Source organism: Comamonas odontotermitis, assembly GCF_020080045.1.
Lineage (GTDB): Bacteria > Pseudomonadota > Gammaproteobacteria > Burkholderiales > Burkholderiaceae_C > Comamonas > Comamonas odontotermitis.
Genome location: NZ_CP083451.1, coordinates 2543406 through 2558738, shown reverse-complemented (window position 1 = coordinate 2558738; position 15333 = coordinate 2543406). Strand labels below are relative to the sequence as shown.

The following is a 15333-nucleotide window of genomic DNA, read 5'->3' as shown; positions in this document are numbered from 1 at the left end:
ATGCGGAGGATCGCCATGAACCTGAACCGACGAATGCTTTCGCTGTTTGCTGCAGCTCTTGTTTTGCCCGGCGTGGCTATCGCCCAGACCGAAGCGAACTGGCCCAGCAGGCCCATCAAGTGGGTGGTGCCCTTTCCACCTGGTGGCGCGATGGATGCCATTGCCCGCACCCTGGGTGACCAGGCCGCGCGGGAGCTGGGCCAGCCGTTCGTGATCGAGAACAGGCCCGGTGCCGGCGGCAACATCGGTGCAGACTATGTAGCCAAGCAGCCGGGCGATGGCTACACCATCATGATCACGTCCATAGGCATGGCGACCAACCCGGCGCTATACACCAAGCTGAGCTATGACCCGGTGAAGGATTTCGCCCCCATCAGCCTGCTGGCCGTGGTGCCCAATGTGCTGGTGGTAAATGCGGCCAAGAGCGCCGACAAGTCCGTCAAGGACGTGCTGGCCCATGCCCGGCGCGAGCCTGGCAAGCTCACCTATGCCTCTGCCGGCAACGGCACCTCGATCCACCTGGCAGGAGAAATGTTTGCGGCGCTGGCCGGTGTGCAATTGCTGCACGTCCCCTACAAGGGCAGCGGCCCGGCGGTCACTGACATGCTCGGTGGCCAGGTCGATCTGATGTTTGACAGCATCACTTCGGCGCGGCCGCATATCCAGTCAGGCAAGCTGCGCGCCCTGGGCGTGACCACGGCCAGGCGCTCATCCGCGCTGCCCGACGTGCCCACCATCGCCGAGGCGGGCGTGCCCGGTTATGAGGTGTCGCCCTGGTTTGCGGTGTTTGCGCCTGCGGGCACGCCCGCCACCGTGTTGGCCAGGCTCAATCAGGTGCTCAACAGTGCGATGAAGCAGCCGGACACCCTGAAGAAGCTCGCTGGAGTGGGTGCAGAGCCTATCGGCTCCACGCCGCAGGAGCTAGCCTCGCACCTGAATCAGGAGCTGGACCGCTGGAGCCGGCTTGTCAAGGAACGCAACATCCGTCTGGATTGAGCGGGAGACTGGACAATGAACTCCGCTGCCGAACACGCGATTCCGTCATTGATCGATAACGAACGGCTGGGCGCCTTCCAATGGCGGGTGCTTGCACTGTGCTTTGTCATTGCGCTGTTCGATGGTTTCGATACGCAGGCCATTGCCTTCACTGGGCCGGCTATTCTGGCTGCCTTCCATTTGCCTGCAGGTTCGCTGGCCCCCATCCTCACGGCCGGCATCATCGGCATGACCATCGGTGCCATGACGCTGGGTATGGTGGGGGACCGCATCGGGCGTCGCCCGACCATCATGCTGAGCCTGGTGATCTTTGGCTGCGCAACGCTTGCCACGGCCTGGTCCACCGACACCAGCCATATCCTGGTGCTGCGCTTCATCGCGGGGCTGGGCATGGGAGGCTGCACGCCCGTGCTGCTGGCGCTGGCGGCCGAGTATGGGCCGGCCCGCCACCGTGGTGCCATCATGACCGGCGTGTTGCTGGGCCTGCCTGCCGGTGCGATGCTGGGCGGGCTGCTTGCTGCGCGCATGCTGCCGCTGATTGGCTGGGAGGGCATCTTCATCGTTGGGGGAGCGGTGCCTCTGGCGATGCTGGTAGTCATCGCACTGATGCTGCCGGAGTCGCTGTATTTCCGCGCCGCGCAAGGGGATGCCGACGGGCAGCGCTATATCGCCAAAGTGCTGTCAAAGATTCTCAGCCGCCCGTTGCCTGCGGGCGCGCATTTCACGGTGCCCGAATCTGCAGTGGAGAGGGCCAGCGTGCGTGCGCTGTTCACCGACGGCAATGCCGGGAAAACCGTCGCGATCTGGGCCATCTACCTGCTCAACTGGGTGGCCTGGTTCATGCTGCTGTCGTGGCTGCCAACGGTGCTCAAGGCGGCGGGTCTGCCTGCGGCAGATGCACCAATGGGGACGGTGATTGTCAATGCGGTGTTCATCATCTGCGCCATACCGCTGTCATTTCTGTTGCCACGCGTTGACACGCGTCGCTTGCTGATCCTGATGTTCGCCGTTGGCATTGCGGTGGCGTTGGGCCTGAGTGTCGCGGGGCAGAACTGGGCGCTGGTGTTTGTGCTTGCTGGGGCCGCAGGCTTTGGCATTGGGGGCCAGCAGATTGCGCTGAACTATCTGATCGTGGGCTCCTACCCCACGGCATTGCGTGCCACGGCAACGGGCTGGTCCATCGGTATGGGCCGTGCTGGCGCCATTATGGGGTCTGCGATAGGCGGCGGCTTTCTGGCCTGGGGCGGTCCGTCAGGATTTTTTCTGGCGTTGGCGGTACCTTTGGTGTGGGCAGGCATAGCGGTTCTGAGCCTGAGGCTGCACTCTGCCACTGCCGAGTCAGCGCCGCTGGCTGCACATTGATGTTGGGAAGCCAAGCGCCGGACATGGGGGGAGGTGTGGATTCATGAACTTCAAGGACTGGTCCCTCAGCGCCTGGGTGGCGGGATTTCTGGCAGTACTGATTTCGTACTGTGGGCCACTGGTGATCTTCATTCAGGCCGCGCAGGCCGGCCATATGCCGCCGCAGGCGCTGAGCTCGTGGATCTGGGCCATCTCGATGGGAGCAGGTCTCAGTGGCCTGCTGTTGAGCTGGTGGCTGCGCATACCCGTCATCACGGCGTGGTCCGCGCCCGGTACAGCGTTGCTGCTGAGCCTGTTTCCGCATATCTCCATGCCAGAGGTCGTGGGAGCCTATCTGAGCGCGGCGGCGCTGGTTGTCGTGATCGGCCTGAGCGGGTACTTTGAGAAAATCGTCCAGCTCATTCCCAAGGGCATTGCAGCGGGCATGATGGCCGGCATTCTTTTCCAATTCGGGGTGCAGGCTTTCCGTGCCAGCATGGATTTGCCCGCCGTGGTATTAGTCATGTTGGTTGCGTATCTGGCCGGGCGGCGATTCTGGCCGCGCTATACCGTGGTGCTGGTGGCGGTGCTCGGTCTTGCGGTCGCGGGCATCACAGGCAAGACCAATCTGCAGGCCCTGGAGCTGGTACTGGCCGAGCCGGTATTCGTCGCACCCGTGTTCAATCTCGGCACCTTTCTGAGCTTTACCGTGCCTTTGCTGCTGGTGAGCCTGACGGGACAGTACCTCCCGGGGATGGCCGTGCTGCGCCTGGCCGGCTACCACGTCCCGTCACGGGCAGCGGTCACAGGTACGGGGCTGGCATCGCTGCTGGTGGCGTGCTTTGGCGGCATCAGCATCGTGCTGGCATCAATCACTGCTGCGCTGTGCACGGGAAAGGATGCACACCCCGACTCGGACAAGCGCTATGTCGCTGGCATGGCCAATGGTGTTTTCTATCTCCTGGGCGCCACATTCGCAGGCACCATCGTGCTGGTGTTCAGCGCCTTTCCTCCTGCGCTGATCGCCGCGCTGGCGGGCCTGGCGCTGATCGGTGCGATTGCCTCCAACATCGGCTTGCTGGCGCAGGAGTCCGTCATCGAGCCAGCGGTCATCACCTTCCTGGCCACGGCATCGGGGATGACGCTGTTCGGATTGGGCGCAGCCTTCTGGGGCGTGGTGTTCGGCATGGCGTCGCATGGCCTGTTGCATCTGCGTCGCTCGGCTGCCTAGGAGCCTGGGAAAAGGAGTTGCTCGATGACCATTCATGGCGCCTGAACCAGGAACAACAAAGTGGTCACAAGCATCGATGCATATCGGCACGCATCGGCCCGATGAGCCATGTCAGTGCGTATTTTTCCTTTGCAATGGCTTCAGGTTTGTCTGGCTTTCTTTGCCAGTTCGTCAAACTCTTTGCGCAGTTCATCCAGTTCCGTTTCATCCAGTTCTTCGAGGGAAAGCATGCGATTGCGTGCGGGCTCGATTGCTCGGATGAGTTCATCCAGCTTGATCTGGATGGCTTCCGTGTCGCTGTTCTGCGTGGATTGGATCAGGAACACCATCAGGAATGTGATGATGGTGGTGCCGGTGTTGATGACCAACTGCCATGTATCGTTGAAACGAAAGATCGGCCCTGACAGGGCCCAGAGCACGATGACTGCACATGCGATGGCAAAACTGGCTGGTCGCCCGCTCAGTCTGGCGACTCTTCTGGCAAGCTGGCTGAATACGGAATGTCTTTGCATGGTCAAGCCTTTCGAAGCGCACTGCGCCGTATGCGTTCCTGGTGGCCCGAATCGCATGGGGAGGGCAGGGGCGCGGGGAGAATGACGATCTGGAAAATCAGGGGACGGCCTCCGCATTCATTCGTGCTTTGCTGCTTCGGCGTTGCGTTTTCTCGTGGCAGCTGCTTTTTTTGCGGAAGCTGAGCGCTCCTCTGCGGTGCGGCTCGCGGATGCCTTGCCTCCCAGACGCCCGCCTTTGCGTGACGCGGAGTGATCCACGGAATGTCCGCGGCCCGAACCGGATTTCTTGCCGCCTCCCGTCTCCTTGTTCACAGTGGCCCAAGCCCGCCGTTCGGCCTCCTTTTTGCTGACACCACGGCTTTCGTAGCTCTCCTCGATATGCTCGGCCTGGCGCTTTTGCTTGTCGGTATAGGAAGATTTGTCACCTCTTGGCACGATAGACTCCTTGGGGGAAATGGTCTGCTGGGATCGCAACGCAACTCCCTGAAAATGGGCTGCCCCGGTGTGCGCCGTAGGACCAAGGGCTCTGGTCACCTTCATCCATGAATGGCCGAAGGACGGCAGTCAGGCAGCCGTGTTGTCGGTAAGAAAAGCCGCGCAGGCCTGCCTCTGCAGCTGCTGCTACGCATGAGGTTCTGCATTCCTTCACCCGGTTTGGCGGTCTTGCATCGGTGGGTTGTTCACTTCCACACATGCTGGCGCGGCGCATGATGAAAGCCCTGGATTGCCTGAATGCAGAACATGTTGCGTGTCGTACAGCATGTGGCGATGCTCAGCGGTACGTTACTGAGCGAATCGGGTCTTGGCATCGTTCACGCAGGCATCTTTCGAGGCTGCGGGCAGCGTATCGCAACGCTCTTTGGCAGCTTTGTACTCCGCGTCACGGGTGGCCTGGGCTGCATCCTTGCGAGCCTCGGAGACATTGGCTGCCTTGTCTTGAGGAGTCATGTTCGACGGCGCTTCCTGCGTACGCTTGACCTTGGCATCCTCCCTGGCCTTCACGTGTGTGGCCTGCGCATCCTTCTTGCACACATCCTTGGCATTGCCGCTTTGGTCATCACAGCGCTCCTTGGCGATTTCATAGGCTGCGTCCGCGCGGGCAAGACGTGCCTTGTAGTGCGTGGAGTCACTGGGCTTTTCCTTGGCGTCGAGGTCTGCCTTGGCGATGTTCTCGTTGCCCTTCGCTTCTTTCTCGCAGATGTCCTTGGCGTTACCGCTCAGGGTTTTGCATTGGGCCATTGCAGATTTGTAAGCCGCTTCAATGCTCTTTTTCTCTGTCTTCACTTCGTCGCTGGTCAATGCAAATGCAGAGGCAGCATACAGCGAAATGGCAAGCGCACTGGTGATTTTCAAATAACTATTCATTGCATATCTCCTGATGATGAATTTCCATGATAGGGCCATCAATATGTGCTGAATGCCATCCAAGGAGAATATGAACCGTAGGTGTGATCCTATGCCATTTACATCATGTTGATATTTTGAGAAGAGAGGTGAATAAACCCTACGTGTATACGCTGTTTGCAGCGATATGGTGATGTTTTTATAGACAAGGAAATGACCATGTCCAATCCCATCGATAAATTCAATGAAAAGGCTGAAGCTGCTGTAAAAAGACAATCTGAAATCCAGAAGCAACAGCGGCTCAATGACAATCTTGCAAAGGCCTCAGAAGAAAATATGGATGAAAAGGCTGCGCCAGGGCCCGGGCATGCCGAGCCTGAGCCTCCGATGCCGGAGCAAACGCTGAAAAAGCCTGGCTTGCAAAAGGATATGGTATTGCAGCCAGAAAGCCTTGCTCAAGATTATGTTGGCAGTGCCAAACTCGAAGGCAAGGTTGCCATCATCACTGGTGGAGATTCTGGGATTGGCCGTGCGGTAGCCATTCTGTTTGCCCGTGAAGGAGCAAATATAGCGATTGGGTATCTCAACGAACACCACGATGCGGCAGAGACCTGCCGTCTGGTGGAGGCGGAGGGGGCGCAGTGCCTTGCCGTCTCTGGCGACGTGCAAGATCCGGCATTGTGTGAAGATCTGGTGGCCAGGGCGCTGGAGGAGTTCGGGTCGGTTAACGTGCTGGTGAACAATGCTGCCTTTCAGGAGCATGCGGCGGATATCGAAGACATCACCGAAGAGCGTCTTGAGGAGACATTCAAGACCAACATCTTTGGCTATTTCCATATGACCAAGGCGGTACTGCCGTATTTGAGTGAGGGGGATTGCATCATCAATACCGGCTCGGTCACGGGTTTGCGCGGCAGTCGCAACTTGATTGATTACTCCGCCACCAAGGGCGCCATCCATGCATTCACCAAGGCGCTTGCGAGCAATCTGGCGGCGCGGGGAATTCGCGTCAACGCGGTTGCGCCGGGCCCGGTCTGGACTCCGCTCAATCCTGCCGACAAGGCGGCCAAGGATGTTCGCAAGTTTGGCGAGGATACCGACATGCGCCGTCCCGCGCAGCCCGAGGAGATATCTCCGGCCTATGTATTCCTGGCAGCGCCAGTATGCTCCAGCTACATCACAGGTATTGTTTTACCGATTACAGGAGCCGTTGGGGAGGCATGAATTTTATGAAAAAGAAAGGACTCATTTTTTGAGTCCTTTTTTATAATGCGTCATTTCAAATATAGAAATACTGTCTTTGAAACATCAGGTGCTGGAATGTATTTACCAGTAATATTTATTGCTGGTTTCCCAGGCTTTTACCTGCTCTTCCGCCTTGTCTCTGGCAATACCCTCCCGCTCCTGAATCCTTCCTACCAGTTGTTCGCGCTGACCGTTGATGACATCCAAATCATCGTCGGTCAGTTTTCCCCATTGTTCTTTGACCTTTCCCTTGAATTGTTTCCAATTGCCCTTGATGGTGTCTTCATTCATGGTGTGAACTCCTGTGATTTATAAAAAATGGTGAAATATTCTGAGAATAAAATCTCAAATGATTCACTGCTGATGGAGTATTCATGTTAGAGCAAGATAAATCCCGTGGCTGTAGGTTTTCGTGAAGCATTGCCATGCGAGTTTCCCTACGCATCACGCACTGAGAGCCGCTAATGCAACTGAGCCAATCGTCGACTTTCGATTCAGCCGCGGTCTGCTCTTGGCCGACACCCGGGGTTGATTGCAGCTGCAATTGCAGGCGTCAGAAGTGCTGCTGGGGTCCGCATTGAATGCCGCGATGTGGGGGAGCAGCCCCCAAAGTGGGCATTGGCAATGAGCGGGGGGACTGGGGCGCAATGGCACCGCATCCAGCGGTTCTGGGGCATGGTGATTTGGCGTACTGACAGAAGGCCGACATTCGAATTTGCCTGCCGGTATCGCCGATCCCGTGGCGCGCCCTAGAACAATTCCTGCTGGGAAGATGTCAGCGTGTTGAAGTCTTCTCCGAGGGGAAGAAGAATCGAGTCGGCAATGGGCTGAAGCTGTTTCGTCAGGTAGTGCTCGTAGTCAATGGCAGATTGGCGACTCTCCAGCGGCTCTGGACCATTTTTGGTGATGACGTAGCGAATCCAGCCTCCGCTCTGGTACTGCAAGGGGCGCTCCATGCGCGCGTTGTACGCATCCGCAATGCGGGCGGCCCGCACCTGGGGTGGCACGTTCGCCACGTAGGCATCCAGGCGGTGCCGCAGGCGCTTGCGGTAGATGAGCTGGTCATCCATCTTGCCCGCCAGCGTGGATTGCGCATACTCGATCACGAATGATCGGTAAGGTACGCCTTGAAAGACGCGCGAGAGCAGGCCTTCCTGAAACTGCCGTGCAAGAGGCGTCCAGTCGCTGCGCGCCATCTCCAGGCCTCGGTAGACCATTGCCTCGTTGCCAGCCGCGTCGACGCTCAGGCCTGCGTAGCGCTTTTTGCTGCCGATGTCCGAGCCACGGATGGTGGGCATGAAGAATTTCTTGTAATGCGTGTCGAACTCGATTTCAAGAAAACTCTCGAGGTCCTGCTCCTGCCGCAAGCTCTGCGCCCACCACGCATTGATGTCCTGGGCCAATTCGGCTGCGACCACATGCGCCTCTTCATTGGAGTGGGCGCGCCCCAGCCAGATGAAGATGGAATCCGTGTCTCCGTAGATGACTTCGTACCCGCGCTTTTCTACCAGGTCACGGGTGGCCTTGACCATCTCGTGGCCGCGCAGGGTGATCGAGGAGATCAGGTCCGGGTTGAAGAACCGGCACTCCGATGCACCCAGCACCCCGGCGAAAGAATTCATCACCAGCTTGATGGCCTGGGACAGGGGCTCGTTCCTGGCGCGCTTGGCTTCGTCACGGGCACGCCACAGCGTGGTCACGATTTCCGGCAGGCAGTGCTTCTCTCGCGAAAAGCGCGTGCCCTTGGGGCCTTTGATGAGCCGTTCGGGGTTGCCGGCATGCTGGCCCTCGGCCAATCCGACAGGGTCCACAAGATAGGTTCGAATGATCGAAGGGTAGAGGCTCTTGTAGTCCAGAACCACGACGGAGTCGTAGAAGCCGGGCCTGGAATCCAGTACATAGCCTCCGGGGGAAGACTTCCCCTGGATGTCGCCCACGCTGGGCGCCACATATCCCAGGCGGTGCATGCGGGGCAGATAGTGGTGGCTGAACGCGGCGATGGAGCCACCAAAGTGGTCGAGCTGCAGGCCCGTCGTGTGGGCGCGCTCCATGGCAAACTGCAGCAGCTTTGTCTTTTCGAAGATGCGCAGGACCAGCTCGCAGTCCCGGATGTTGTAGATGGCGAGCGCGGGTTTGTCGTCCTGGTAGCGCCGCTCGATCTCCGCCATCTTGTCGTACTCGTCGCCGATGTCCTTGCCCTCGCCCAGAAGTTCACGTGACACGTTCTCAAGGCTGAAAGAGGAAAAGCTCCAGATGGCAGCCCGGAGCGCTTCGATGCCATCGATCACCGCCCGGCCGGGCATGGGCGCGAAAAGATAGCCTTGCTTGCCAGGATGGGTGCGCCAGGCAATAGGCCTGCGCTCGCGGCCCAGCAGAAGGGGTGTCGCACAGTCGTCTGCGGTCTTCTGCAGCACATGCAGGTCGAACTGGATGACGTTCCATCCAATGATCACGTCCGGGTCATTGCGTTCGAACCACGTGTTGAGCGCTTCGATCATCGCTTTGCGCGTTGCGCAGTAGACCAGCGCAAAGCCTGGCGGCTGCTTGGGCTCGAAAGGCGCCTCGCCCAGCATGAACACCACGCGCTCTGCCATTCCGTCCAGTGCAATGGAGTAGAGGTCCTGGTGCTGGCTTGTCTCGATATCCAGTGACACCACCTTCAGTGCAGGCCGGAAATCGGGCGCGGGCTGCAGCCTGCAGTCCACCAGTGCCGAGTTCTCGAGCTGCCCACCTTCCAGCTGGACGCCTGCAGTGATGAACCGCTCCATCAAATAGCGCTCGTGTGGGCGAACGTCGGCTTCGAGAAGGGAGATGCCCACCTGCTGGAGGGCGCGTGCAAGCCGTCCCAACTGGCGAAAATGCTTTGCATAGATCCCCAGCACGGGCTCTTGGTGAAAACTCTTCAGATCCAGCGCCCGCAACTCCACATCGGGCATGGCCAGCAGCTGTGTCTGCACCGCCCCCTGGTGCCGGGCCTCGACGAAAGCCACTGAGGTCTGGGCCTTCAAGAGCACCTTCAAGGGGCCGGAATCGGTCGCCAGCCAGTACTCGATCTCGGTACCCGCAGGCGTATCTCGCCAATTGCGGGTCAGGATGAATCCTTGGCGTTTGGGGGATGGCACGGCAGATGACGCAAAGCAATGGTTGGACAGATATGGTCGCAATTGTCCGCCATGGAGAGCGCCTGAACGCTCGGACTGACCGAAAGAGTGACGCACTTGTGCAAAACCAGGAAAGAAGCCATCCGAAGATGGTTTCATAGGCATCACATTTCACTCAGGCCTACTGTTTGCGGCCTCGCGCCATGCCCACCATTGCAAGCAGGAGCGACAGCGAAGCCACGCCCAGGCACTCAAGGATGGCACCGGTGTTGGCAGGTTGGGATTGAGGACTGCCTGCATCGTTTCAGAATAGACGCAGGGGCCAGTGATGACGAGATCCACTGTGGAAGACGAGCCAGGACTCTGGACAGTTCCGTTGTAGGTTGGAGAACCGTTCGCAGGCAAGGTGTCCGGCTTGTGGAGTGGTGGCGTTGACGGTGGGGCGCCCTCAACAAGAAGCCCTTCGGCTGCCAAGCCGAGTTGTATTGCTGCATGTTCAAGCAGAAGAGCCTATTGCCCAGGTACTGGTGGCAACGGGTATCGCCTGAGAGGCCTTGAATCGACGATAGGGGCAGGGGCCAGTACAAAAAGCTTGATCAGCGATCCAAGAACAGGCATGGCTTCCGGGTGCTTTGCTTTCATTGTGATAGCGCACTCGTGGTGGCTCGTCTCTTGCCAGCGTCCATTGACTCTGATGTGCCATCGCCAGTAACGCGTGATGGGCATGTGCTTCTCCTCATGTAACTGTATATTTATACAGTATATGAAGGAGGTTGCGCAACCTGGCAATCGTAGATTGGCGATGAAGACGAGGCGCCAGGCCGCGTCAGGCAGGGCCACGCCAGGTCGCACCGCGCCATGCCATGCCAGGCACTACCAAGGTTGGATCTGCAACGTCCCTTGATCAGGAGGTTTCACAGGGTTCAAGCCGACAAAGTAAACCTCCGCGTACGCATGACGACCTTCTATGCGCAAGAAATAGACAGGGTTCGTCTACCTGGCTATGGGCAGTCGGCGGTCATCTGACGGATGATTGCATGCAAGGCGTCGATGAAATGCTGGGCTGCGGCCGAGCATGGCTGCCGCGCCGATGTGATGGCCCAGATGTCCGTGTGGACGGCGCTGGTCAGTGGGAGGGTTACACAGTCGTGGGTTGACATCTGCGAGACGCAGGAGGCGTCCACAATTGCTGCGCCCAGGCCCATCTGAACGCAGCTGAGGGCGATGGCTGGCGAGCGAACCTGAATGCTTGCCGAGGTGTCATCCATTGCCAGGTCCTGGACACAAAGGCGTCCCAGTGGCGTGTCTGGTGGGTAGCCGATCCAGGCGGTATCGCAAAGCTGCAGGGGATCAATGGCTGTCTGGCTGGCCAGCGGATGCCCGATGGGGAGCACGCACAGCAGATGCTGCCTGCCAAGAAGGCGGGATTTCAACCCGGGGTGGCTGGATTCCACCAAGGAGATGCCGACGTCGGCCTGTCCCGATAGCAGGTAGTCGGGCAATTCGTCATAGGTGGCGGTGCGGAAATCGATGCGCAGGTGCGGGCTGTACCGCATCAATTGCTTCAGGGCCTGCGGAATCAACGTATTGGCGAACGTGGCGCTGCAGGCCAGGTGCAAGGTGTCCATTCCTCCTTGTCCGATGCGCTGCGCCAAGGTGTTGAGCCGGTCGAGGCCTCGGTATACGTCGCGCGCCTCTTCGTGCAGGCGCAGCGCTTCAGGCGTGGGCTGCAGCCTGCGGCCCAGGCGTTCAAACAGGGGGTAACCGAGCCGGGATTCACAGTGTGCCAGAGCGCGGCTCAGCGCCGGTTGAGACACATGCAGCGCCAGGGCTGCACCGCTGATGGTGCCGGTTGTCATGATGGCGTGGAATACCTCCAGTTGCCGCATGTTCAGTGTGCGGGGGCGGGATGGCTGTGCGGTGGTTTCCGGTGGAATGTCTCGCATCTTGGTGTTTACCCCTGGTGTAGATAACTTTGTTTGTGAATGCACGAACATTTTTCAATTTGGGAGAGCGGGTGTCGTCCCTTACGCTGCAAGCAATATTCAGACCCATGAAGGATTGCCAGCCATGAATCGTCGCCACCTGTCCCGTCTCGCATTATTGTTGCCTGTCGTGCTGCTCGCTGGCGCGGCGGCCGCCCAGGGCACTGCCGGCCAGCCCATCACCTTCGTGGTGCCATCTGCCGCAGGCGGATCGCCCGACGTGCTGAGCCGCATTGTGACCAACCAGTGGGCCCAGAACATCCATCGCACCGTGGTGGTGGAGAACAAGCCCGGTGCTGCAGGCAATATTGGCATTGTGCAGGTGGTCAGGGGGAATGACCTCACCGTCGGTTACGGCAACATCAATACCTTGGCCGTCAATCGCTCCTTGTTCTCCACCTTGCCCTATGACGTGGACAAGGATCTGGTGCCGGTCTCGCACCTGTTCAATCTGTACAACGTGCTGATCGTGCCTGCAGGCTCGAGCGTCCACTCCGTCAAGGATCTGATGGCCGAGGCGCGCAGGAGCCCTGGCAAGCTTTCCTACGGGGCGTCTGGTGTGGGTACCACTGGGCACATGAGCGGTGAGCTGCTCAACCATCTTGAAAAGCTCGACACCCTGTTCGTTCCCTACCAGGGAGGCCCCGCTGCGCTGCAGGACCTGATGGGTGGGCGGTTGAACTATATGTTCGTCAACAGCTCCGAGGCAGTGCCGCTCATCAAGGCTGGCAAGGTGCGGGCACTGGCCGTCACCCGGCTGGGCAAACGCATTGAACAGCTGCCTGAGGTACCCACAATGGATGAGGCAGGGGTCAAAGGGTATGAAATCGTCTCGTGGGGAGGGGTGGTGGGCAATCGCAAGATGACGCCCGAGCAGGCCAAGGTGTTGGCTGCCGACTTGGACAAGGTGCTGAAGGCTCCCAATGTACGGGAAAGCCTGAACGGCCTCGGAGCCCAGCCCGTGGGCGGGACACCGGATGATTTCAGGCAATTGATTGCACGAGAAACCAAAAAATGGGCTGAGATCATCCAGTCCAGCAAGATCGAAAAGCTCAACTGATCAGTACCGGAAAGCGAAGGCGACAGTGCTGATATTCAAGAATGCCCTGGTAGTGGATGGCTCCGGTCAAAGCGCTTTTGCTGGCGACGTGGCTCTGGACGGTGAGCGGATTGTGGCGGTGGGAGTCGTGCCTGTGCAACCAGACGACACGGTGGTCGACCTGCAAGGCAAGGTCATTGCGCCGGGGTTCATCGATTCCCACACCCATGACGACGGCTATCTGCTGGCGCACCGCGACATGACACCTAAGGTCTCGCAGGGCATTACCAGCGTGGTCACCGGCAATTGCGGCATCAGTCTGGCGCCCCTGGTGCACCCGAACGTACCGCAGCCGCTGGATCTGCTCGGCCCGCCAGAGCTATTCCGTTTCGAGCGCTTTGGAGACTGGCTGCAGGCGCTCAAAGCGCAACCCGCCGCAGTCAATGTGATTGCTCTGGTAGGCCATACGACTTTGCGCGTCGGCGTCATGGCCGATCATCAGCGGGAGGCCACGCACGCAGAGCGTGCGCAGATGCGCGCTTTGCTGACGGAAGCCCTGGACGAGGGGGCATTCGGCATCTCCACAGGGACGTTCTACCCACCTGCGCGCCATGCTTCCACCCAGGAGTTGCTGGATGTCTGTCAGCCGCTGAAAGGGCGGGGGGCTGTATATGCGACGCATCTGCGCGACGAGGCGGACGACATTGTTCCTGCCATGCAGGAAGCGTTGACCGTGGGGCGCGAGGCAGATTGCAGGGTGGTCTTTTCCCACCACAAGCTGGCTGGAGAGCGCAACCATGGCCGTTCGGCAGAAACGCTGGCAATGATCCAGCAAGCCAGTGCCACGCAGCCGGTCTGTGTGGATTGCCATCCCTATCCAGCCACCTCCACCATGTTGCGACTGGATCGCGTGCGCCTGGCCAGTCGCACGATGATCACCTGGTCCACGGCGTGCCCGGAGGCCAAGGGACGGGATTTTTCCGACCTGCAGCGGCAGTGGGGCCTGGACGACGAAGAAACACTGGCGCGTCTGTCACCCGCTGGAGCCATCTACTTTTTGATGGACCAGGGCGATGTGGATCGCATCTTCCAGTTTCCGCTCACCATGGTGGGGTCCGATGGCCTGCCGTTCGATCCGCATCCACATCCGCGCCAGTGGGGAACCTTTACGCGGGTGCTGCGGCGCATGGTGCGTGAGTGCGGGCTTCTGTCGCTGGAGGAGGCCATCCACCGGATGACGGGCCTGGCCTGCGAGCAATACGGCCTGGATCGCCGTGGGCGGTTGGAGCCTGGCTGGTTTGCCGATCTGGTGGTGTTCGATCCGCAACGGGTGTCCGACCGCGCAACCTTCGAGCAGCCCATGCAGGTGAGCCAGGGCGTGGAGCAGGTCTGGGTCAATGGTCGCCAGGTATGGAATGGGCACCAGGCCACTGGTGCGCTGCCCGGTCAGGTTCTGCGCCGGCGGGAACCAAAGCTTCAATGAAAAGGAATGAATGATATGTCGAACAGAAAGCTGGGCCTGGCGGTCGCACAGATGGGGCCTGTACACCTGACAGACAGCCGCAGCGCAGTAGTTCTGCGGCTGGTGGCCATGTTGCGGGAAGCCAAGGCGCGCGGTGCAGAGATGGTGGTGTTTCCCGAACTGGCGCTCACGACTTTCTTCCCGCGCTACTGGATGGACGAATCCGAGGCGCAGGCGCGGTTCTTCGAAGCGCAGATGCCCAACGCCGAAGTGCAGCCGCTGTTTGATGAGGCGCGCAAGCTGGGCGTGGGCTTTTACCTGGGTTATGCCGAACTAGCGGAGGATGGTCGGCCTTACAACACCTGTATCCTGGTCAATCGCAATGGCGAGATCGCAGGCAGGTACCGCAAGATCCACCTGCCGGGCCACGCCGACCTCAAGAGCGATGTCCCTTTTCAGCACCTCGAGAAGAAGTACTTCGATGTGGGCAATCTGGGTTTCAGGGTGTTTGAATCGGAGGCCGTGAAGTATGGCATGTGCCTGTGCAACGACCGTCGCTGGCCTGAAACCTACCGGGTCCTTGCGCTGCAGAGTGCCGAGGTGGTCATGCTGGGCTATAACACGCCCTCGCTCAACATTCACTGGAACGAGCCGGTGCACCTGCGCACCTCTACCCACCTGATCTCGCTGCAGGCCAATGCCTACCAGAACGGGGTCTGGGTGGCTGCAGCAGGCAAATGCGGTTCCGAAGACGGGCACCACATGATCGGCAGTTCCGTCATCGTGGCACCGACAGGAGAGATTGTGGCCTGCACGCTGACGGAAGAGGACGAAGTGATCTGTGTCAGCGCCGATCTCTCGCTGGGCGAGCATTTCCGCCAGCACGTCTTCAATTTTGCCAAACATCGCCGGCCGGAGCACTACCGCCTGATCGTGGATCGGGTGGGGGCAGGAGAGCCGCTGCCCTGAGCGCTTGAAACCTCAACCTCGATACCTTGTGCTGCGCTGGTTTGAAGGTGGGGCGGCTGGCTAGTCTGTGTTGAAGCATCCAGAGACTGTTTCACTCAAGCCGTCCGA

General features: G+C 59.6%; 13 protein-coding genes. 7 read left to right on the top strand and 6 right to left on the bottom strand.

Features of this window, described 5'->3' with window-relative positions:
- Positions 1-15 precede the first annotated feature (15 nt).
- The 3 genes from LAD35_RS11920 to LAD35_RS11910 are packed head-to-tail and all read left to right on the top strand — an operon-like array spanning position 16 to position 3568.
- On the top strand, positions 16-996 hold the full coding sequence (locus tag LAD35_RS11920) for a Bug family tripartite tricarboxylate transporter substrate binding protein (protein ID WP_224149291.1): 981 nt from the start codon (positions 16-18) through the stop codon (positions 994-996).
- A gap of 15 nt (positions 997-1011) precedes the next feature.
- Positions 1012-2358, top strand: a complete 1347-nt coding sequence (locus tag LAD35_RS11915) for an MFS transporter (protein WP_224149290.1) — start codon at positions 1012-1014, stop codon at positions 2356-2358.
- Between the two features lie 43 nt (positions 2359-2401).
- Positions 2402-3568, top strand: a complete 1167-nt coding sequence (locus LAD35_RS11910) for a benzoate/H(+) symporter BenE family transporter (protein ID WP_224149289.1) — start codon at positions 2402-2404, stop codon at positions 3566-3568.
- A gap of 140 nt (positions 3569-3708) precedes the next feature.
- Here LAD35_RS11910 and LAD35_RS11905 read toward each other — a convergent pair whose 3' ends face one another.
- The 3 genes from LAD35_RS11905 to LAD35_RS11895 form a co-directional block, all read right to left on the bottom strand.
- Positions 3709-4080: a low affinity iron permease family protein gene (locus LAD35_RS11905; protein ID WP_224149288.1), complete on the bottom strand. Its 372-nt coding sequence runs from the start codon at positions 4078-4080 to the stop codon at positions 3709-3711.
- A gap of 117 nt (positions 4081-4197) precedes the next feature.
- On the bottom strand, positions 4198-4515 hold the full coding sequence (locus tag LAD35_RS11900) for a plasmid stabilization protein (protein ID WP_224149287.1): 318 nt from the start codon (positions 4513-4515) through the stop codon (positions 4198-4200).
- Between the two features lie 348 nt (positions 4516-4863).
- Positions 4864-5445 (bottom strand): hypothetical protein, encoded by a 582-nt coding sequence (locus LAD35_RS11895; protein WP_224149286.1) that lies wholly within the window; start codon positions 5443-5445, stop codon positions 4864-4866.
- Positions 5446-5637: 192 nt separating this feature from the next.
- Here LAD35_RS11895 and LAD35_RS11890 point away from each other — a divergent pair, with 192 nt between their 5' ends.
- On the top strand, positions 5638-6648 hold the full coding sequence (locus tag LAD35_RS11890; RefSeq protein ID WP_396022747.1) for an SDR family oxidoreductase: 1011 nt from the start codon (positions 5638-5640) through the stop codon (positions 6646-6648).
- Between the two features lie 102 nt (positions 6649-6750).
- Here LAD35_RS11890 and LAD35_RS11885 read toward each other — a convergent pair whose 3' ends face one another.
- The 3 genes from LAD35_RS11885 to LAD35_RS11875 all read right to left on the bottom strand — a co-directional run bounded on the left by LAD35_RS11885 (position 6751) and on the right by LAD35_RS11875 (position 11716).
- Positions 6751-6960 (bottom strand): CsbD family protein, encoded by a 210-nt coding sequence (locus tag LAD35_RS11885; protein WP_224149284.1) that lies wholly within the window; start codon positions 6958-6960, stop codon positions 6751-6753.
- A 458-nt stretch (positions 6961-7418) separates the two neighbouring features.
- On the bottom strand, positions 7419-9791 hold the full coding sequence (locus tag LAD35_RS11880; protein ID WP_224149283.1) for a DNA polymerase II: 2373 nt from the start codon (positions 9789-9791) through the stop codon (positions 7419-7421).
- 980 nt (positions 9792-10771) lie between these two features.
- A complete protein-coding gene (locus LAD35_RS11875; RefSeq protein WP_224149282.1) occupies positions 10772-11716 on the bottom strand; it encodes a LysR family transcriptional regulator in 945 nt (314 codons plus the stop codon).
- Positions 11717-11840: 124 nt separating this feature from the next.
- On the opposite strand from LAD35_RS11875, the gene LAD35_RS11870 reads away from it, so the two are divergent.
- The 3 genes from LAD35_RS11870 to LAD35_RS11860 are packed head-to-tail and all read left to right on the top strand — an operon-like array spanning position 11841 to position 15225.
- A complete protein-coding gene (locus tag LAD35_RS11870) occupies positions 11841-12815 on the top strand; it encodes a Bug family tripartite tricarboxylate transporter substrate binding protein (protein ID WP_224149281.1) in 975 nt (324 codons plus the stop codon).
- A 25-nt stretch (positions 12816-12840) separates the two neighbouring features.
- Positions 12841-14277, top strand: coding sequence for an N-acyl-D-amino-acid deacylase family protein (locus LAD35_RS11865; protein WP_224149280.1), 1437 nt, complete (start codon positions 12841-12843; stop codon positions 14275-14277).
- Positions 14278-14292: 15 nt separating this feature from the next.
- Positions 14293-15225, top strand: a complete 933-nt coding sequence (locus tag LAD35_RS11860; RefSeq protein WP_224149279.1) for an N-carbamoyl-D-amino-acid hydrolase — start codon at positions 14293-14295, stop codon at positions 15223-15225.
- Positions 15226-15333 lie beyond the last annotated feature (108 nt).